The organism is Pedobacter sp. MC2016-14 (genome assembly GCF_020991475.1).
Classification (GTDB): domain Bacteria; phylum Bacteroidota; class Bacteroidia; order Sphingobacteriales; family Sphingobacteriaceae; genus Pedobacter.
Window position 1 is genome coordinate 2,048,085 of the sequence record NZ_JAJMPA010000001.1, and the last position, 21,622, is coordinate 2,069,706.

Genomic DNA, 21,622 nt, shown 5'->3' on the forward strand with positions numbered 1-21,622 from the left:
CTTTGCATTTTATACGGATAATACAACATGAAGATCTCTTATAATTGGCTAAAACAATTTATATCTACTGATAAAACACCTCAGGAACTGTCGCTGATCCTGACCGACATAGGTCTGGAAGTGGAGAGCCTGGATACTGTACAGCCTATTGCAGGTGGTCTGGAAGGGCTGGTAATTGGTAAAGTGTTGACCTGTGTGCAGCATCCTAATGCCGACAGGTTGCGTGTAACCACTGTAGATGTTGGTGCTGCGGAGCCAATTCAGATTGTTTGTGGGGCGCCCAACGTTGCTGAAGGGCAGAAAGTTGTAGTGGCTACGGTTGGTACTACAGTTTATCCAAATGAAGGAGAGCCTTTTAAAATTAACAAATCTAAAATCAGGGGCGAAGCTTCTGAGGGGATGATTTGCGCTGAAGATGAAATTGGTCTTGGTGGCTCACATGCAGGGATTATGGTGCTGCCGGAAGAAGTTTTGGTAGGGACATCTGCAAAGGTGTATTTTAAAATGGAAGATGACTTCCTGTTTGAAATAGGGTTAACGCCAAACCGCGCGGATGCGGCATCACACTTGGGTGTGGCCAGGGATTTGGCTGCTTACCTGCGCCTGCCTTTGCAAATGCCGGATATTTCTGGATTTAAAACTGCTAACGAAAGTTTAACGGTAGCAGTGAAAGTGGAAGATACGCTTGCCTGCCCAAGATACAGTAGTGTTAGCATCAGCGGGGTAACAGTGCAAGCTTCTCCAGATTGGTTGCAAGATAAACTTAAAGTAATTGGCATCAGGCCAATTAATAATATTGTAGACATCACCAATTATGTTTTACATGATTTGGGTCAGCCGCTACATGCATTTGATGCCGCGGTTGTAGGCCAGCAGGTGATTGTAAAAAAAGTTGCGGAAGGTACGCCTTTTGTAACGCTGGATGGTGTTGAACGGAAACTTTCTGCTGATGATTTAATGATCTGTAATGCAGAAGGACCGATTACTATCGCCGGTGTTTACGGTGGTAAGAATTCGGGTGTAAGTTCTGAAACCACTAATGTCTTTCTGGAAAGTGCTTATTTCAATGCAGTTTCTGTACGTAAAACAGCCAAAAGACACGGATTAAAAACAGATGCCTCGTTCAGGTATGAACGTGGTACTGATCCGGACATGACGGTTGTAGCATTAAAACGTGCAGCTTTATTGATCCAGGAATTGGCGGGGGGCGTAATTTCTTCTGCTGTTTCTGATTTGTACCCTGAGGCCGTTCAGCCTTTTGACGTGGAAGTTAATTATCAAAATATCAATAAATTGATTGGGGCGGAGATTCCACCGGCTGAGATCAGAGAAATTATTGTTGCCCTGGGGATTGAGGTAAAGGCAGAGACCGCAGAAGGATTATCTTTGGCAGTACCTGCTTATAAAGTTGACGTAACACGTGAATGTGATGTTACGGAAGAGGTGTTGCGGATTTATGGTTACAATAACATTGCTATCCCCGGAAAAATCAATGCTTCATTGTCCAATACAGCCAAACCAGATAAAGAACAGACACAGCATGTGATCGCAGATTTGCTGACTGCAAATGGCTTTCTGGAAATCTGGTGTAATTCACTTACCAAAGGTGCTTATTCTAAAAATGAAGATGAGGTTGTAAGGATTTTAAATCCGCTGAGTTCTGATTTGAATGTGATGCGTCAGGGATTATTGTTGCCTGCTTTGGAAAGTGTGGCGTATAACCAAAACAGGAAGAATGCCGATATTAAGTTTTATGAGTTCGGTAAAACGTATCATTTGATCAATGAAAAATATGTGGAGCGTCCCCGTTTGCTGTTGGTTTTATCTGGTGCGCAGGCTGCGGAGCAATGGAACCAAAAAGCAGTTCCGGTAAGTTTTTACAATTTGAAAGCAGCTGTAGATGCTGTTATTGGCAGGCTAGGTGTGAGCAATTATCAAACTGAAGAGGTGGCAGATGCTGAATATGCATTTGGTTTAAAATACTTTAGGGGCGATAAGACACTGGTGACTTTTGGCGCGGCTACGGCAGCAGATAAAAAACAGACCGGGGTTGACCGTGAGGTTTATTACGCTGATTTTGACTGGGCGGTATTGCTGGATGTTGTCCGCAAAAACAAGATCATCAACAAAGAAATTCCTAAGTTTCCTGCGGTGAGGAGGGATTTGTCTATGTTGGTTGATACTGCGGTAATTTTCGACGATTTGAAAACCATAGCTTTTAAAACAGAGAAGAAACTGATTAAGAATATTCAGGTTTTTGATGTGTATGTGGGCGATAAGTTGCCTGAAGGAAAGAAATCTTATGCACTAAGTTTTACCTTGCAGGATGAAGAGCAGACCTTAACGGATAAACAAATTGATGCTGTGATGCAAAAGATAATGTCTAACTTAGCACAAACAGCAAAAGCAGAAATCAGAAAATAATTTATTGCTTATTTTTAAGGGTATTTTAAATAAAAACTAAAAGGTTAAAAGATGTCATCGGTTGCGGGTCAGTTGGATTCAGTTTTAAATAAAACAGCGCGTTTAATAGAGCTTTGCAGTGCTTTGCAGGAGGAAAACGAGTTGTTGAACCAGGAAAATGAGTCTATAAAGGCCGCGCTTCAAACCTCTAAAAATAAAAGCCTGGATCTCGAAGAAAAGCTTCGGGTACTTAAGCTAGCAAAAAGTATTGAGGGTACAAGTGAAAAGTCTCTTGATATTAAGCAAAAAATTAACGATTTTGTGCGTGAAATTGATAAGTGCGTGGTACTGCTGAAGAAATAGGAGTACAAATGAAATTGAAACAAAGCTAAAATGGGAGAAATCTCGATAAAAATAACTATTTCCGACCGCATCTACCCTTTAAAGGTAAATGTTGAAGAGGAAGAAATTGTGCGGCGGGCGGCCAAAATTATCAATGAGCGTATAAAGGACTATCAGGAAAATTATGCGGTTAGGGATAAACAGGATTTGCTTTCTATGGCAGTATTGCATTATGCAACGGCAGTACTGAGGGTAGAAAACAAGGTGCAGAACCAGGATACTGAGGTTGCCGGCAAGGTAGAGGAGCTGGATAGTTTATTAAGCGATTTTTTCTCCAAATAGGAGCGTTCTTTATAAGATTAGCATTAAAAGTATAGCCGCAGCTAGATTTTTAAGTTTCATTATTTTTTAAACTTAACACTTCAATATTTATGGGGTTAAGAGCGTATATTTCATCTGCTTTATGCACCTGAAAACAACGTAAATCCCAATTATAACTCGTTGAAGTTTTTAAATGTGAAACGAAAAAAATTAGTTGCGGTTTTTTTTTGAAAGGATATTCGATAAGGCGTTCATGATAAAAGTCATGCACGTTTTTAATATATATAAATTGAAATGGAAATAGTAGGAATAATAGGATATGTACTGGCGGGCTTGGTTCTCGGCATTTTAGTGGGCAGGTACTTGCTCCGCAATTTGCTGAAAAGTAAAGAACTGGCGGTACAGAATAAAGCTAAAAAGATCTTGAAAGACGCTGAGACCAGCGCAGAGATCATGAAAAAAGACAGAATGCTGGAAGCAAAAGAGAAATTTTTGCAGATGAAGGCGGAGCATGAGCAGGAAGTAAATGCAAAAAACAACACGATCAACCAGCGTGAAAATTCGATTAAACAAAAGGAGCAATCTGTAAACCAGCGCCTGGAGAATTTCAACCGCAAAGAACAGGAACTGGATAATGTTAAAAAGAACCTGGAGAAACAAACTGAACTGGCTATTAAAAAACAGGAAGATGTAGAGATCCTGAAAAACCAGCATGTTAAACAATTGGAAACCATTGCAGGCCTAAGTGCTGAAGAAGCAAAAAGCCAGCTGGTAGAAAACATGAAAACGGAAGCCCGTGCTCAGGCCATGATGCAGGTGAAAGACATTGTGGACGAAGCAAAGCTGACTGCAACAAAAGAAGCAAAAAAGGTAGTGATCCAAACCATTCAACGTACAGCGGTAGAAGCTGCGATTGAAAATACGGTGTCGATCTTTCATATTGAAAGTGATGAAATTAAAGGTCGTGTAATTGGTAGAGAGGGTAGAAATATCCGTGCACTTGAAGCGGCTACCGGTATCGAAATTATCGTAGATGATACTCCTGAGGCGATCATTTTATCTGGTTTTGACCCGGTAAGAAGAGAGATTGCCCGTTTGGCTTTACACCGTTTGGTTACGGATGGAAGGATTCACCCGGCACGTATTGAAGAGGTGGTTGCCAAAACCAAGAAGCAAATTGAGGATGAGATTGTAGAGATTGGAGAGCGTACGGTAATTGACCTGCAGATCCATGGTTTGCATCCTGAATTGATTAGAATGGTTGGACGGATGCGTTACCGCTCTTCATACGGACAAAATTTATTGCATCACTCACGTGAGGTGGCTAATTTCTGTGCTACCATGGCGGCAGAACTGGGCCTAAATGCTAAGATGGCTAAACGTGCAGGTCTGTTGCACGATATAGGTAAAGTTCCTGATGATAACCCTGAATTGCCACACGCGATTTTAGGTATGCAGCTGGCGGAGAAATATAAGGAGCATCCTGAAATTTGTAATGCTATTGGTGCCCACCACGACGAGATTGAGATGACTTCCATGATATCGCCAATTATTCAGGCTTGTGATGCGATTTCAGGAGCAAGGCCAGGTGCAAGACGTGAGGTTGTAGAAAGTTACATCAAACGTTTAAAAGAACTTGAAGAACTTGCCTTATCTTATCCAGGCGTAGAGAAAACTTTTGCCATTCAGGCAGGACGTGAGTTACGTGTTGTTGTGGAAAGTGAAAGGGTAACGGATGCACAGGCAGAATTGCTTGCAGCTGATATTTCGAACAGGATTCAAACTGAAATGACCTATCCTGGGCAGATTAAGGTTACGGTAATCCGTGAAACCAGATCCGTAGCATTCGCTAAGTAAGGTACTGGTTCATGGTGCTCGTCATCTCGACAGCGCATAGCGACGAGAGATCTAATTTTAAATGGTTGGTGCATAACACCAACCATTTTTTTATTTTTGTACCATGAAGAAAGAAAAGCCAACAGCTAAAGCAGCGCCTAAAAGAGAGGTAGATCTTCTTTTCGACAAATATGCTGAAAGTCATCAAAACCATGCTAATGAGTTAATTCATTGGGTATGCGTGCCTTTGATTGTGTTTAGTTTACTTGGCTTGATCTGGTGCATTCCCTTTCCATACCTCAATTTTTTAGGAAAGTATAATGGATTTGTAAACTGGGCTTCTTTTCTAATTGCTTTTTCTATCTACTATTATTACAGGCTATCTCCGGTGTTGTCTTATATGATGCTGCTCTTGGTGTTTCTAATGTCGTACTTCATTGTTCAACTGGAATATTGGGCTGCTAATGGCGGTCCGGCGGTGTGGTTGGTATGTACGGTAATTTTTATTGTGTCCTGGATAGGGCAGTTTATCGGGCATAAAATAGAAGGGAAGAAGCCTTCATTCTTAGACGATGTTAAGTTTTTACTGATTGGCCCAATCTGGTTATTGCATTTTATTTGCCAAAAAACAGGGCTAAGGTATTGAGCTGGTGCGCTGTTAATGTTGGCTTAACATAGGCTTAAAGTAATAGTGTTTTGTGCGTAACATACACCTAACATTGTGGTAATAGCTTTGCTGGAAATAAATACCCAGCAAATTGAATATACAACTAACTCTAAACAAAGCACTTTTAACACTCATTTGTGTGTTCTTTAGTGCTACCCTTTTTGCTCAAACGGGCAAAATATCAGGTACTGTATCTGATAAAAAATCCGGAGAAACACTAATTGGTGTTACGGTAAAAATCAAAGGTACTACAAAAGGTGTATCTACCGATTCAAATGGTAAATATGTATTAAGCGCAATGGCTGATGGAAAATATACCATTGAAGCTTCTTATGTTGGTTACACAACTAAAGCTGTTGCTGATGTTGCAGTTGCCGGTAGTGGAACAACAACGTTGAACATCATTCTGGAAGAATCCAATTCACAAGTGCTCACTGAGGTTAAGGTAACAGGCCAGGCAAATAGAGAAGCTGAAACTGCGTTATTAATGACCCAAAAAAACTCCATAGAAATTAAACAGGGAATTGGTGCTCAGGAATTATCCAGGAAAGGTGTTAGTGATGTTGAAGAAGGATTAACAAAAATTACTGGTATCACTAAGGTAGATGGAAGAGGCCTTTTTGTAAGAGGATTGGAAGACAGATATAATAATTTACTGATCAACGGATTGGCGGTTCCTTCTAATAATCCGTTTAAAAAGATTATTTCATTAGATCTTTTCCCAACAGATATTGTTAGTGTGCTGGAAACATACAAAACATTTAATTCTAGCCTATACGGTGACTTTGCCGGTGGGACGTTTAATATTGTTACTTCCAGAGGTGAAAAAAGTCAGACTAAAGTGAATTTTGGTGCAGGCTTTACAACAAATAATAACTTCAGGAAATTTCTTATTTCCAAAGAAGCCAATTCTCTTTCCAATTATATTGGAATTACTGGTGATGAGCGTGATTTACCAAAGGCTTTTGGGAAAACTCCAGCCGCCTATCAACTGTCAGCTACGGAAGCTAATTCACAATTTGGTTCTGGATTTAACGTAGATGAGAAAACTGCTCCTGTTAACTCCAGCTTTGGCATTTTACATAGTGGCAAAATTGATTTGGAAAATCAACGTTATGTGAAATATTTGATATCCGTAAATACTGATAACAGCTATCAAATAAGAGAAGGAGTAGATCGTTTTTTCAGTACAGCACAAGGTATCTATGACAATAACTTATACACAACGAAGTATAAATTTTCTACCAACTCGTCTTTATTAGGCTCAATTAACTATGGCTCTGAACGTTTAAATATTGCTTTTAATAGCTTTTATTTGAGAAGCACAGAAAATATGATTCAGGATCAACTTGGGTATACCAATAGCCAGGCGACTGTAAATAACTCTTTTATAAGGTTAAATCAGTTACAAACAACAGATTTTTTAAACAATCAGTTGTTTGCCAGTTACAAACTGACTAAAGATGACAGGCATAGCATTCGTGCAGGTATTTCTCACTCAATTACTAAATACCAACTGCCAGATAGAAAATCTTTCAAAGGTGCACGTATTAATGATGAGCGTACGGAAATTAATTATTCTGGTAATAGTATTTTTAGACAGTATATGGATTTCGATGGTAGTCTTTTTCTATCGGGATTAGCTGAATACAATTGGAAATTTGGAAATGAAGATTTAACCAAAGCACATAAACTCTCTTTAGGTTACAATGGGTCATTTAATAAAATGGAATCGATTTTCAGATTTTTAGTGTCTCAGAATTTAGCTTCAAATAGTGTTGCATTTAATACTAACAAGCCTGATGCTACTTTGGCATCTGAAATAACGAGCGGGAACTTTTCTTATAGAGAAGGTTCGAATGCCACATATAACGCCAGAATGCAAGAAAATGTAAATGCAGGTTACGCAGATTTAGCTTTAAAAATAAATGAGAAAACCGATTTAAATGTTGGTACTAGGTTTGAGCAGTCTCAACGCGTAACTAGGTATAGAAACTCAGGTAGTTTTAGTGACCCTTTTCAAAGAATAACAAAGGATAATTTTGATATACTTCCTGCGGTAAACTTTAAATATGCTTTGACTGATAAAGCGAATTTCAGGGTATCAGCCTCTAAAACATTAACTAAGCCTGTAATTATGGAAGCTTTTCCATTGGAGTTTGTCAATCCAGATGCTACTATTGAAAGTGGTAATCCAAACGTTACCAACAGCAAAAATTACAATATTGATGCAAAATATGAACTGTTTCCAACTGGTAAGGAAATGATAGCAGTGACAGGTTTTGCTAAATATCTTGATAATCCAATTGAGCGTTTATTTTTGCAAACAGCTGGCAGTGGTGGCTTGCAAATTACTTACAATAATTCTAAGAAGGCAATGTTGTATGGTGCTGAGTTGGAATTTTTGCTACAATTGGAAAGAATATCCGAATCATTATCTGATTTCTCATTCGGCTTTAACACCTCCTTGATGTTCACAGAAGTGACGATTGATAAATTGAAAAATAGCTCCGAGACAGCCGCAATAGGAGATAAAAACACGAGAAAATTGCAAGGTGCATCTCCATGGTTAATCAATGCAGATATCAGACATGAATCAGAATTTAGTAAAGGTTGGAAAAGCACGATGACTGTTGCTTACAGTATCTATGGTGAACGAATATATGCAGTTGGAACAAATGGATTGGACAACTATTATGAAAAGCCTTTTGGTAAACTAGATTTCATCTGGAACAATAAAATCAGTAATAAATGGGATGTGAAGTTCGGAATCGATAATATACTGAACCCACTTTATAAAATAGAACTTGGGGAAAATAGTTCTCTGCCAATTCAGGAAAGAGACTTAACAGTTAAAGATTATAAAAGAGGCGTTGGTTTCTCTCTAGGGCTGGGTTATACATTTTAATTTGTGACCATTAACAATTATTTAACACGACTATAACGTAAATATAAACCAGGCTTAACAATCTGGAAATACGTTAAAACTATTTTTGAATAAATAAAAACGATAAAAATGAAAAAAGTATTTTTTGCAATTGCTATAGCAGCTACAATATTCACAGGTTGTTCTAAAGACGACGACGATGAAATAACAAGAGTACCCGTTGAAGGAGAAATCAGTGGTAACATTACAGCTAGTAAAACTTTAGCTTATGGAAATTACACTTTAAAAGGAATGGTTAAAATCCAGTCCGGTGTTACATTGACTATTGAGAAGGGATCAACCATTACTGCAGATAAGACAAGTGGTGAGACTGGTTTAGTTATTTTAAATGGTGGTAAACTAATTGCTGAAGGATCTGCAGACGAGCCGATCGTATTTACGGAGAAATCTAAAGTAGCTGGTTCATGGGCTGGTATTATTATGTATGGTGATGCTCCGATTGTGAATTCTGCAACCGCCTCAGCTCCTCAGACAGCAAAATCTGAAGACGGACTTGATTTATCATATGGTGGCGCAAACGAAAGCCATAACGGAGGTACTTTACGATATGTAAGAGTAGAATATGCAGGACAAGTTATTACTACAAACCAAAAAGAACATAATGGATTCTCATTCTACTCGGTAGGTTCAGGGACTACATTGGAAAACCTTGTATCGTATAAAGGCAATGATGATGGGTTTGAATTTTATGGGGGAACAGTAAGCGGTAAAAATTTAATTTCTTACGGAAATGCTGATGATTCATTTGATTGGCAAGATGGTTGGAGAGGACAAGCCAACACAAACTGGTTCGCTTATCAGACAGGTATCGCTAATTATGGTGTAGAGGTTGAAGCGAAAAGCGTAAATAATGCTTTTTGGCCAAAAGTGACCAATATTACTCTTAAGAGAGCTGCTAATACTGGTACTGAGGCAGCATCTGAAAAGCAATATGATGCTTTTCAATTCAAAGCACAAGGAAACGGTGATTTCAGCAATATTGTTATTGATGGCTATACTTCAGTTGAAACTGGTTTCGGTTCTGCTGTACAAATCCGTGATTTGGCAACATATACAGACCAAGTTCTTACTGGTAAAGTTAAATTAACTAACGTAAAAACATCAAATACCCCAGTTCTATTTCTTTCACAAAATTCTGGTGGTGTTTTTACTGTAAATGCAGCTAGTTTTGGTGCAAACTGGAGTACTTCAACTACTGCAACGGGAGCTGCTCTTACAGGTGGTAAATGGGCTACAGTTGATGGTGTTAACTTGTTAGCTAACTTATAAGAATATAAGAACATCTAATAATAATAAACTTTTTTAATAGCCCTTTGAGCAAATCGCTTAAAGGGCTTTTTGGTATATCCAATTTTGCTAATTAAAGCTTAATGTAAACTTAACATAGGTTCTGTAGCGAAATAAGAATGGACCTGCGTTTTATCTTGTAAAAACCATTCGATTATGAGAAATTTAATAATGCTAACTGCAGCTTTACTAACTGCTACTATTTTAAACGTATCCTGTAATAAGGACAGAGGTATAAAACCTTCCATTGAAATAGATGAAACTAATTTAACAGCCTGTCCAGCGAATACAAATTGTGAAAGCTTATTTACTGAACATGCACAATTTGTTCCACAAGATGGTATTAAAAAACTAGGCGTATATCGTCTATTTTGGGCCAGTACTGTTAGTTCTGGAATGACATCGACTATCTACGTCGAAGCTCCCATGGAGGGCGATACTTTCTCCTTAGGCAAAGAAGACATTTTAGCTGGGAGGGTTAAATTTTTACAACACTGTCAAGGTTGCAATACTATTGGATATAAGCCTGTTGATGGATATGTAAAAGGTCGTAATTTAACACCGGATAAGCGTGCAGATCAAACTAAGTGGCTATTGGAAATTAAGATTATATTAGGCGTTGAGGGAAATACTTCTTTTACACAAACCATGTATATCAAGCAGTATTTCTACCCTAATTTTATTTATGATTAGATTTTGAACACAAAAGTTAAATTAGTAATTCATTCCCTTTTAAGTTAAACGTTCCATTTTTACATATTACCCACTACAGTCCTAAATTAGATCAAAAATCGATTTCAACCTTAGCATTCAAGATAAATTGAGCCTTCAATTCTGTTCTATATTATGATTTTGTTAAGTTTCAAGTTGTTGCATTTTTATTCATTTTATGTTTATAGCTTTAGGAGTGCATAAGTAATTAGCAATTTAGTTAATTACCAAAAGTGCTTTAACGTTACGAATGAAAATAAGAATTAATTCAAGAAAGACTTTTAAATTAGCTGCAACCTGCTTAGTAGCTACTATGGCGCTATCTGCTTGTACAAAAGATGATGGTATAATAAAACCTGAGCAGAGAACAGATACAGCGAGTGTTGGACAGGTTATTAAAGTTGAGACATTAATTCGATTTTTGTCGATTTCTCTCACAGTACCTGAAGACGAAATTAAACTCAATAATGATGGTAGCGCTTTTCTAATTAGAGGACATATATTTAATAGAGCTGAAATAGAAGAGTACTACAGGGATGCAAATGTTTATCATGCTACTTATGAAAAATAAACTATGAAATTTTTTTCAATAAGTAAGAAGTTAGGGCTAGCAGTTAGCTTTCTTCTTTTAAACTTTTTTTTGTTAAAGCTGACGTTGGCATGAGCTCATTTTCATTACTTCCGGATTATCTTGTGTCTGAACAGTTGAACATTCCCAATCCCACCTTGAAAGAAAATACCGCATGAGTAGCTTTAATTAATATAAAATTAACATAACTCAGGGTACTTTTGCGGTATGGCACAACACACAGACCAGGAGCTTATAAGTTTGATCCGAGAATCGGATTATGCTGCTTTTGAACAGCTCCATGCCCGGTTTTGGCCAGAATTACAAAAGCTTGCTTATAAAAAGATTGGCGACCGGCAGGACGCTTACGACCTGCTGCAGGACATGTTCATCGAAATATGGGAAAAAAGGGAAACCCTGAATTTTGGCGACAGGTTACCGGGTTGGTTGCAAAAGCGCCTTTGGTTTAAGCTCTCTACTTATTTCCGCAACCAGGGCTTTCGTAAACAGCATCAGGACGACTTTAAAGTTTACCTGGAAAACGAGAATGCCAGTGACTTCGATCCTATAGAACTGAAAGAAGCTGAAGCCTATTATGAAGATTTACTTGCTGCCATAAATAAGGCTATTGATGAAATGCCCAATCGTATGCGGGAGGTTTTTCTGCTCAACCGAAATGAAAAGTATTCCGTAAATGAGATTGCAGATCGTTTAGGCCTTTCTCCAAAAACTGTCCGTAACCAGTTGGAAAGGGCAATTTTGCGCTTACGCAAGTCCACTGAAACTTATAATCCTTCGGCTCTTCAAATCCTTTTCATCCTCTGGATTATTAAGCGTTAAATAATTGTGAACTAAACTTAATGGAAGTTTAACATCAAATCTATGAGGCATTTTTAACTTTTCTGCTTTTATAAGGTAAAGGCAGGAAATGAAAGAACAAGATCCATTAAATGAATTGTACAAGTCTATCCTTGATGGATCGGCAAAGTCTGGAGATAAAGAGCGATTGGCACGCTGGATGGCCCGCTTTGACGCCCCCAGAAAAGAGATTGCTCCCGAAGAATTGCTGCAGGAGCAAAACAACTCTCTTATTGCACTGAAAGCACACCTTTTTCCCGCGAATAAAGGCATGTTTGCTATGTTTTCTCTTCGCAGCTGGACTATAGCTGCTTCATTGCTGTTAACCGTACTCGCGGCATTATGGATCACTCAGGTTGAACAGCATCCATCTGCAGAAAAGCCATCTTTAATTTATGCCTATGATGAAACGATAGCAGGAGAACGCAAGATCATTACACTGGCAGATGGCTCTAGAATATTTATGAACAGTGCCAGTAAATTAAAATACCCGGAATCTTTTAAAGGCAAAACCCGTGAGGTTTTTTTAGAGGGACAAGCTTATTTTGAGGTGAATCATGATCAGGCTAAACCCTTTATTGTACATGCTGGTAAATTAACCGTACAAGTGCTGGGAACTACCTTTGATGTACGAAACTATAAGGGTGATGCTGATGCGGCTGTTACAGTGGCCACAGGAAAGGTAGCGGTAAAAACACCTGCGGTTAAGGATTACTGGATGCTAACCCCGGGACAACAACTAAGCTACAATCAGGCATCGGAAAAAGCATTGAAGTTACAGGTGAAAGCCCTGGAATATATTGGATGGAAGGATGGCTCGCTGGTCTTTAAAAATACCCCGCTTCAGCAAATCGCCAGGGAACTGGAACGTGCTTATGGCGTAACCATTAGTATAAAAACACCGGCATTGGAAAAAAGAAAGCTAAGTCTGCGGATTAAAGGCGAGAACATTGCTAAAGTGATGGAGATGTTGGCTGTGGCAGGAGATTTCAAATATCAGATCAAAAACAGAATAATAACGCTCTGGAAATAAGTATAATTTTTAACTAAAAAAGAACGGATGAATTGAAAGAATAGAAAAGAGAAATATTAAAAATCTTAAAGCAGGAACGAAGGTATCTGACCCCCTTCGCTCCAAAAAGCTTTAATGATTTCTTGCAGATGAATACATGATAATCTTAAATAAAGCCATGCGCAATTTTACAAAAAAAAGTGTAATTAAACTACTATATAAAATGTCGAGATTAACCTTTCTGTCCATTCTCATGTCCCTCATTACAACGGGATTATTGATGGCGTCTGGCGTTAAATCTCAAAACCTTCGGGAAGCGAAGGTAAAAATGAACAACAGCAGCCCTTCTCTTGAAAGCCTGTTTGCAGATCTGGAAAAACAATCTGGTTTTAGCTTTTACTTTGCCGAGGAAATTGGCAAAGTAAAAACAGATGGCTTATCAAAAAAGACAGCCAGTTTGTACGATGTACTTAAAGAACTGTCCAATAAACATCAGCTAACATTTAAGCAGTCGGAATGGATGGTGGCCATTACAGCCCAACCTAAACCGGGACGTATCTCTGGTAAAGTGCTTGACGATAAAGGAGAGATCCTTCCAGGCGCCAGTATTAAAATTGTGCAGACTGGACAAGCTGTACAGAGTACTGTTGATGGGAGTTACAATTTAAGCCTTGCTTCTGGAACTTATACCATTGAAGTGAGCTATATTTCTTTTCAAACCAAGCGCATTACAGATGTTGTGATCAAGGCTGGGCAGCTCACCAATCTCAATGTAGTACTAAATGCGACCTCAAGTACTTTAAACCAGGTGGTGGTAACGGGTAGCTATAAGAAAGAAAGTGTGGCTGCGCTTTACACTCGCCAAAAGAACGAGGCCGGTATTTCTAATGGTCTGAGTGCTGAACAGATTGCTGTACTACCAGATAAAAATGTGGGCGAAACACTCAAAAGGATCTCCGGAATTAGTACTACAGATAACCGTCGTGTAGTGATTAGGGGAATAGCAGAGCGTTATAACCTGGCCATGATGGACGGCGCAACCTTGCCAAGTACTGATGTACAGGTGCGCGACTTTGAATTTGACATTGTGCCGAGTAACCTGATTGACAATGTGGTGGTGTCTAAAACAGCAACACCTGACATGAGTTTTGGCTTTGGTGGTGGATTGGTGCAGATCAGCACCCTTGCAGTACCAGATAACAATTTTACTACTTTCAGCTTTGGTGGTAAATATGTTAACGGAAGCACAGGTAAGGATTTTCTGGGTTATGGTCGCGGTAAAAACGACTACCTTGGATTTGATGATGGCAGCCGTAACCATTTCCCCAAGGACCTGATGATTTTTAACCAGGGAAACTATAACCCAACAGTCCCAAACGCAATACCTTCACCAGGTGTTACACTAATTACGCCGGCCATGATTGCAGAACAGAACAAAAAGATAGGTGGCTTAGAACGTTTGGGTACGAGAACTTACAAAACTTTGCCGGGACAGAATTATCAATTTAGCCTTGGACGTAGCTATCTGCTCAAGAACAGTCGCCTGGGTTTTGTAGGCTCTATCAGCTATCGCAATGAGCAATCAATAGATAACATCTCTCATTTTGGCCGCGGGGTCTGGGAAAAAATAGGCAACCCGTCTTATGATACACAGACTGGACAGGAAATAGAACCTACGTTTGCGAACCAATATAATTTTAATACGAGTTGGGGAGCACTTTTTAACCTGGGATGGAACTCTAAAAATCACAAAATCACGTCCCGAAATTTTTATTCCCGTGTTTTTAACAACCAGTTTTCGCGCATAGTGGGTTTTGGTAATGACATCGGTTTTGGAAAAGACTTGCCTGCTATCCGTGAATATGATCGTCCGAAGTTTATTGATCTGTTGCAGAACAGAGTGAACGGCGAGCATACTTTTGGCGACTTCCGTTTAGACTGGAATGTTTCGCAAAGTAGGTTGACCAACCTGGAAAAGGATGCCGTAGAAGCATGGTTGGCCCCAACTAAGACATTGAATGCTACAGTCTATAACGTTATGCCCAGTGCTTATAATAGCGCCGGGGCCGGGACATTTAATAGGGCGCAGTACCTTTACGAAGAAACCAATAGGATTGCGGAAGGTGCGTTAAGCTACCGTTTTAACCTGTTAGGCCAGAAACAAACTGCTAAGTCTGGTTACCAATTTCTACGCCGCGAAGGTACCTACGACTGGACAGTGTTGCCAATTAGTACGGTACAAGGGGGCGCATTCGCTTATTTGCCTGTACAGGACTGGGGTAAGTACCTGGATTTTAACGACCCGCTAAAGGATCTGTTTTATTATCCCGCCGGTTTTTCGCAGAACGGCTACAAGGGTAGAAATACCAATCAAGCCATTTTTGGGATGTTGGACAACCATTTTACAAGTTGGGCACGCCTGGTATGGGGTCTTCGTGCGGAATACTATAAGTATGAGCGGTTAAAAAATGGTGCAAACGACATTGCGATTACCGAGCAGATCAGACAAAGCGAACAACTTCAATTTGTTGATCCGGAAACGGGTAAGATTGTGAGTGCTTTTGCCGATCCTGAAACGGAAGAAAAAACCTGGCATTACCTGCCTTCGGCAAACCTGACACTTACTCCGTTAAAGGATTTGAATGTCCGTGCCGCTTATTCACGGTCGGTTGTGAGACCTGCACTGATTGAAAATTCCCGAATGGTTCGTCTTGATCCTGCTATTGGGGCTTATCGCCGTAATGAAGGTGTACTTTCTACATTGATTGACCATTATGACCTTCGTCTTGAGTGGTATCCGAAACCCGGAGAAGTCATCTCCTTCGGTTATTTTCATAAATACTTTGATAAACCAGTGGAACTGTACCGGACCCAGATTGATGCCAGCATGCGGGTGTATGTAACCACTCAGAACTCGGAATGGGCAAAGGTAGATGGCTGGGAGTTTGACGTTCGCAAAAGCCTGGGTTTTATAACACCAACATGGAAATTCCTGGACAATGTGTATGTAAGCGGAAACCTGACCTTGCAAAGTTCGGAAGTGCAGGCCAGCGCGTTCCAGGGTAAAAGTATGGCTAGTGATAAGTATGGCATAAACTATGAATACCGTACTAAGGTGTTACAAAAAGAGAAAAGGCCGCTGTATGGACAGGTCCCTGTATTGTACAATTTGGGACTGCAATATGATGGAAACCGGCTCGGCGCCAATGTTGCTTTTAACCATATGGGCTACAAGACCTTTACAACGGGCTTAACACCGGATATTGTAGAATATGAACGTCCAAGAAACCAGTTGGATGCGCAATTGAGCTATCGCTTTTTAAAGAGCAGAAAGCTGCAAACAAAATTGAACATGAGCAACCTGTTTAATAATCCTTATCGTTTTTACATCAACAGCAATGATACTTATAAGCTATTGGACAAATGGAAAGGCATGGCAATGTCGGCAATTAGTGCAACTGGTGTATCTGACTGGGCCGATATCTATGAATGGAAATATGGCTTTTCGCAGAAATACGAGGAAGGTTATTACGAGACTTCGGCAGACGGGAAGACTAAAACGCGCATTGGCGATAAAGATACTTTTACGCGTAGAGTCGGCACTTCGTTTAGCCTTTCTGTTTCTTACTCTTTCTAAATATCAAATCATAAAAAAATAAAGATGAAACTTACAAATATATTTTACAGCATACTAATGGGAGCCTTCCTGTTATTGCTAGCTGCCTGCGACAAAGGCAAGGACGATTTTTTGTATAAGGGCGATATGCTGCCTATTACCATAAAAGGCTATAATGGAAGCTCAGGAAACCTTGAAATAAAGGTCGATACAATTAAATTCAAGTCAGAGTTTCCGAGGGGCTCTTCTAACCTGAGCGATGCATATACGTTTCAAGCCAACGAGAATAGTGTTAAGGTTACTGTAACTGAAAAAGCAACAGGTAAGCTGGTGCTGGAAAAGGAAATAAAAAAGGAAGATGGCCCCGCAACCATCAGTTTCTTTTACCTGGATGGAAAAGTTAGTGATATGCCGGAGATTCCAGCCGTTGAACCCGGTAAGCTCAAAATCAGCTACATGTTTAAGCCCACACTCACTGGTTACAGCCAGCCTGTAGATATTGCATTGATCAAATATTACTTTACGCCTAAAGTAGCGGAAGAGATCACAAGGATAAGAAATGTAAAGCCTAATGAGTTTAGTGAACTGATCACTATACCAACCTTTTCTACGGCATCACAACCTTATAATGGGCAGAATACTTCTGTATTATTCCTTGTCTATATTTACAAAGCTGGTACGAATGAATTTTATACCGAGGGTACCGGATACACCTGGCACGTTACTTCTTCAACGGCGCCTAAGCCAGCAGCTTCGGCGGCGGCTTCCAAGTTGTACATATTCAGTGAAAGCCAGGCAGCGAACAGTATAAGATTTATAAAAGATTTGGAACTATAATGATTAGCACAACAATGAGACATACAAATAAACATCTTAAATTATCAGTACTGCTTCTATTTTTATCTATGGCATTTATGGCCTGCAATAAAGAAAATATAGAGGCAGAAAAAGCCATGCAAATTATAGTGAACGGTTATAATGGAGGTTCGACGGATCTGGAAATGAGTGTTGACACTACTTTATATGGTACTGGTATAGCTAACGGAGGGTATCTTTTTAAGCCAGGATCTATTATGGGGGCCAGTATTGCCTACAAGTATGCCGGGCAAAAGGAGCGGATGTTTACGCTAACGGAAACGGGGACTAAAAAAGTACTGCTTAGCCGCCCCCTTCCGGCCACGGGTACAAAAGCAATGTTTAATTTTATTTATCTTGATGGCAAGGAGCTGGAGATCAATCCTCCAACTTCAGATGCCAATATCAATAAACTGGGCTTTTATGTGCAGTATACAGATAGTGATGCACCTTTTGATGTTTTTTTGTATAGAAGGGACAACACAACCGGACAGGAATACAGGCACTATCTGGTTAAGAATTTACGGCCTAAAACCTGGATTTATTTCGATTATATTGCAGCGCCCGATTTTGGGAGCAGTAGTTTACTGGGTAATTCCAGTATCCATTTTACCAAGGCCGGAACCACAGACCAGTGGGCATTTGAGGATAATGAGGCATTAAGTAAATATAGTGCAGCTTCAATGAGCTTTCCGCTATCGGGTGAAAAAGGACTGGTACAACCGTACTTCTTTGCCCATAATTTTGGCTTATTGAACCGTTCAAGACTGTTTTTCTATCCGGATAGACAATGGTAAATTCATTAGCATCCTACCTATCGGTAGGGTGCTAATACTTTAAGAATCTTTTTAAAGATCTCTGTATTTTGATAGGTACCTCTAAATTCAGAAGACTGTGGGCCGTATGCAAATACCGGCACCATGATATTGGTATGGTCATTGGTGCTAAATTCGCCCTGGATCCTGCCATCAGCAGCCGAAGCTTCTAAGAGCGTTAATCCTCCGGTTTCATGATCGGCAGTAACTACCACTAAGGTCTCGCCATCATGATCTGCAAATTGTATAGCGGCGGATACCATTTTGTCAAAATCATGCAGTTCCGTAACCACATATTTTAAATCGTTACTGTGTCCTCCGTAATCAATTTGAGCACCCTCGGCCATGATGAAGAACCCTTTTTTATTAGTTAACAGTGCAATGGTTTTTTTAAGCGATTGTACCAGCATATCTCCCCGGCCATCCTTTACCGGACGCGTGGCTGAATCTGGAAGTAAAACCAATTGTTTGCCATTACTTTGTTTGTTGAATTCTTCTATAGAACCATTTAAGGTATAGCCTTTGTTTTTAAGCCTTCCCATTAAGGAGGCATCCGGGTTTTCTAAAAAGCTTTTCTGGTTTGATCCCACCAGTACGTCCACATGTCCGTTTAAAAAATCTTTTGCAATGGCCTTGCTGTAACTTCGGTCTGACTGATGGGCATAGAAAGCGGCAGGTGTAGCATCAGTAATGTCTCCTGAACTAATCAGGCCACTTTTAATTCCATAGCCGGCTAAGGTGTCTGGAAGGTTGGTCCTTGGTTTACCATCTGTACCCATCCCAATGTAACGGTTGTTTGTTTTTTCGCCCATTGCCATTGCAGACCCACCAGCGGCAGAATCTGTATTTCCGGAGTTTGCAGCGCCTGTTTGTGAAAAGCCGCTGTTTTGCATCCTGGTCATGTTCAGGTCTCCATGGTTGGCAATCCAACCGGCGTGGATTTGTGCCAGGCCCATGCCATCGCCAATCAACAGGATTACATTCTTAACTCGCTTTTTAAGCCCGTCAACTTTATAAGATGGCGTATAAACCGGGTAAGCTATTGGATTTGTATAGGTCAGTTTATCTCTACCGGTATAAAAATCCCGTAGTTTTTCCGGTACATCTGTATTGATCCAGTCTACACCAAGTTTTTCCAGTTCAACCCATGTATTCGGACTATCCTGGCTGGCCCAAAACCTGAAAGGTTTTTTCATTTGGTGTGCCTGATCAATTACTGCTTTTAATTTAATTGCATCGCCAGGTGTTGGTGTGCCCTTACCATTCCAGTCGGTGTAGTTTTTCAGGTCATCGCTAATCATGGCAACCTGTTTCAGCTGATCGGCGGTATACTTGACATTTGGACGTCCATCAAAAGAAATATAATCTGGATAGTTTTTAAATGCTGCAGGTACAGGCATATCTCCGCTGATGGCAATTTGTATGGCATCGGGATTTTTGCTGCTGTTAAAGGTATTGTTATAAGCTTTTAATTGGGCAATTAACACAGGAAGCACATGTTGGTAGTCGGTTTTTATGTCTACCACCAATTGCAGTTTCATACCTGCTTTTGCATAAGGTTTGTTGCCGTTTTTAGCATAAAGCTTTGCCAGGGGTTCCAGGTATAACTTTTTTAAGGTTGCATCTTCAGTAATTTCGGTAGTATCGTGCGCTACATAGAGCTGACCATTTTTTAAAAAAACATCAGCCTCTATAGAACCCATACCCGCATAATATGCTTTCAGCAGGGGGATGTTTTGGTGATAGTCGTTGTGACTGTGTCCGCTATTGGGAGACAATACAGACTGAGCCCCTGCCTGCAGGGAAAATAGCAGGCAAAGGCTCAATGTGTATTGGAATAGATTTTTAATTACCATCCAAAGTTTTGTTTAATTACACCACCACTGTTATCAATTTCCTTTTGAGGAACAGCCCAAACGCCATGAATTAGTGGGTCGAAAGTACGGGCAGGCCAGTTTACCGTGCCATCAAAATCATGTAACGGCTTAGCGTAAGTTGCTTCTGCATCGCCCCATCTTACCAGGTCACGGTGACGGTCGGCCCATTCACCTGCCAGTTCATTTCTGCGTTCACGTTTAAGATCTACCATAGTCATTCCTGTTTTTGGTAGAAGTCCGGCACGTACCCTTATGCGGTTTAACTCTGCATCGCCTGCACCAATGCCATCTGCATTTATGGCTGCTTCTGCTTTAATTAACAACACTTCTGCAAAACGCATCAAAGGAACATTCAGGTCTGTTGTTCCATTGTCTCCGTTAGGATTTACGTGTGTAGGAATCGGGTTTGCATAAGTAAATGGTTCCATGTACTTCTTAAACTGATAGTTTGAAGTTGCTCCGGCATCTTTTGTAAAGGTACGCTCAGCACCAAAAAACATAAATTTATCTCCAGGTTTTAAAATCGTGGCTTCGCGACGCTGGTCGCCGGTTTCGTAAGAATCATAAAGCTCTTTTGTTGGCAAATAGTATCCCCATCCGTTATAAATTCCCCAGGCTTTATTGGTCAGCATTACACCAGGTAATTTACTTCCCCAACCTGTACCGCCACCATTTGGTGTACAAACAACCGACCAGATGTATTCTTTAGACCAGTTGTTTGATGCTTTAAATACATCTGCAAAGCCAGTTAGTACAAGGTCATGGATGCCCGCGCCAATTACCATATCTGCATACTTTTTAGCATTTACATAGTCTTTTTTATACAGGTACACTTTTGATAAATAAGCCCATGCAGCTGTTTTGTGCGCCTTTCCGTAGTCGGCTGGGTTCATTGCGCTAAACAGCGGGCAATTGTCTGCCGCCTTTAAAAACAATTGAATGATGTAATCGTAATTTTCATTTACGTTGGCCGCTCTTGGCACAGCAACGGCCGGATTAGATTCTGGCGTTACAATTGGAACGCCTGCTTTTTCATTGCCATAGTTGGCTGCCAATTGAAAGTAAACCAAACCAGCATTAAAATAGGCATCGCCAATAATTTGTTTTTTTAGCTGCTCATCCATTACAATGCCAGGAACATTTTTGATAATGTCATTGGCTTTTTTGATAATGGAGTAGCGCATTGACCATTGCGATTCTGTATAACCACCTCCCAAATAAGTTTTGTTGAAGTTTTTGATGTTATCCGCTTCTGGTTTATTCCTTCCGGTTACCATGTCATCACTGGCGTTGATGAACCAGAACATTCCACGACCGTAAAAATTCTCGTCGTTATATTCGTTATACATGCCTGCTTCTGCTTTTACGGCATCTTCTTTCGTTTTCCAGAAGTTTTGTGCCGAAGGGGCACCTTCAGGAGCAATATCCAGTTGTTTGGTACATGAAGCTAAAATGGCTGCAACTGCCAGTACTATATATTTTATATTTCGGTTCATTTTTCGTCTTT

16 protein-coding genes are annotated in these 21,622 nt (G+C 40.1%); 14 read left to right on the forward strand and 2 right to left on the reverse strand.

Annotated features, from left to right (window positions below; all coding sequences use genetic code 11):
• Positions 1-27 precede the first annotated feature (27 nt).
• The 14 genes from pheT to LPB86_RS08645 all read left to right on the forward strand — a co-directional run bounded on the left by pheT (position 28) and on the right by LPB86_RS08645 (position 18,220).
• Positions 28-2,424, forward strand: a complete 2,397-nt coding sequence (pheT, locus tag LPB86_RS08580) for a phenylalanine--tRNA ligase subunit beta (protein WP_230642370.1) — start codon at positions 28-30, stop codon at positions 2,422-2,424.
• A 51-nt stretch (positions 2,425-2,475) separates the two neighbouring features.
• Entirely contained in the window at positions 2,476-2,766 is a 291-nt protein-coding gene (locus LPB86_RS08585) for a hypothetical protein (protein WP_230642372.1), read from the forward strand.
• Positions 2,767-2,796: 30 nt separating this feature from the next.
• The gene (locus LPB86_RS08590) at positions 2,797-3,087 is read left to right on the forward strand and encodes a cell division protein ZapA (protein WP_230642374.1); all 291 of its coding nucleotides are present in this window, start codon (positions 2,797-2,799) and stop codon (positions 3,085-3,087) included.
• Between the two features lie 273 nt (positions 3,088-3,360).
• Positions 3,361-4,923: a ribonuclease Y gene (gene rny / locus LPB86_RS08595; RefSeq protein ID WP_230642376.1), complete on the forward strand. Its 1,563-nt coding sequence runs from the start codon at positions 3,361-3,363 to the stop codon at positions 4,921-4,923.
• 103 nt (positions 4,924-5,026) lie between these two features.
• Positions 5,027-5,548: a DUF962 domain-containing protein gene (locus LPB86_RS08600; RefSeq protein WP_230642378.1), complete on the forward strand. Its 522-nt coding sequence runs from the start codon at positions 5,027-5,029 to the stop codon at positions 5,546-5,548.
• Positions 5,549-5,660: 112 nt separating this feature from the next.
• Positions 5,661-8,477, forward strand: a complete 2,817-nt coding sequence (locus LPB86_RS08605; RefSeq protein WP_230642380.1) for a TonB-dependent receptor — start codon at positions 5,661-5,663, stop codon at positions 8,475-8,477.
• 108 nt (positions 8,478-8,585) lie between these two features.
• Positions 8,586-9,785: a hypothetical protein gene (locus LPB86_RS08610; protein ID WP_230642382.1), complete on the forward strand. Its 1,200-nt coding sequence runs from the start codon at positions 8,586-8,588 to the stop codon at positions 9,783-9,785.
• A gap of 174 nt (positions 9,786-9,959) precedes the next feature.
• Positions 9,960-10,496 (forward strand): hypothetical protein, encoded by a 537-nt coding sequence (locus tag LPB86_RS08615; RefSeq protein ID WP_230642384.1) that lies wholly within the window; start codon positions 9,960-9,962, stop codon positions 10,494-10,496.
• A gap of 268 nt (positions 10,497-10,764) precedes the next feature.
• A complete protein-coding gene (locus tag LPB86_RS08620; protein WP_230642386.1) occupies positions 10,765-11,085 on the forward strand; it encodes a hypothetical protein in 321 nt (106 codons plus the stop codon).
• Between the two features lie 225 nt (positions 11,086-11,310).
• The gene (locus tag LPB86_RS08625) at positions 11,311-11,922 is read left to right on the forward strand and encodes an RNA polymerase sigma factor (protein WP_230642388.1); all 612 of its coding nucleotides are present in this window, start codon (positions 11,311-11,313) and stop codon (positions 11,920-11,922) included.
• Positions 11,923-12,010: 88 nt separating this feature from the next.
• Positions 12,011-12,973: a FecR family protein gene (locus LPB86_RS08630; RefSeq protein ID WP_230642390.1), complete on the forward strand. Its 963-nt coding sequence runs from the start codon at positions 12,011-12,013 to the stop codon at positions 12,971-12,973.
• Positions 12,974-13,175: 202 nt separating this feature from the next.
• Positions 13,176-16,589, forward strand: a complete 3,414-nt coding sequence (locus LPB86_RS08635; protein ID WP_230642392.1) for a TonB-dependent receptor — start codon at positions 13,176-13,178, stop codon at positions 16,587-16,589.
• 24 nt (positions 16,590-16,613) lie between these two features.
• Positions 16,614-17,405, forward strand: a complete 792-nt coding sequence (locus LPB86_RS08640; protein WP_230642394.1) for a hypothetical protein — start codon at positions 16,614-16,616, stop codon at positions 17,403-17,405.
• A gap of 14 nt (positions 17,406-17,419) precedes the next feature.
• Positions 17,420-18,220 carry a hypothetical protein gene (locus LPB86_RS08645; protein WP_230642396.1) on the forward strand — a complete coding sequence of 267 codons (801 nt, stop codon included), beginning with the start codon at positions 17,420-17,422 and terminating at the stop codon, positions 18,218-18,220.
• A 17-nt stretch (positions 18,221-18,237) separates the two neighbouring features.
• Here LPB86_RS08645 and LPB86_RS08650 read toward each other — a convergent pair whose 3' ends face one another.
• Both LPB86_RS08650 and LPB86_RS08655 read right to left on the reverse strand, forming a co-directional pair.
• The gene (locus LPB86_RS08650; RefSeq protein WP_230642398.1) at positions 18,238-20,094 is read right to left on the reverse strand and encodes an alkaline phosphatase; all 1,857 of its coding nucleotides are present in this window, start codon (positions 20,092-20,094) and stop codon (positions 18,238-18,240) included.
• Complete coding sequence (locus tag LPB86_RS08655) at positions 20,088-21,611, reverse strand: RagB/SusD family nutrient uptake outer membrane protein (RefSeq protein ID WP_230642400.1); 1,524 nt, start codon at positions 21,609-21,611, stop codon at positions 20,088-20,090. Before LPB86_RS08655 ends, LPB86_RS08650 begins: the two co-directional genes overlap by 7 nt.
• Positions 21,612-21,622: the final 11 nt, after the last annotated feature.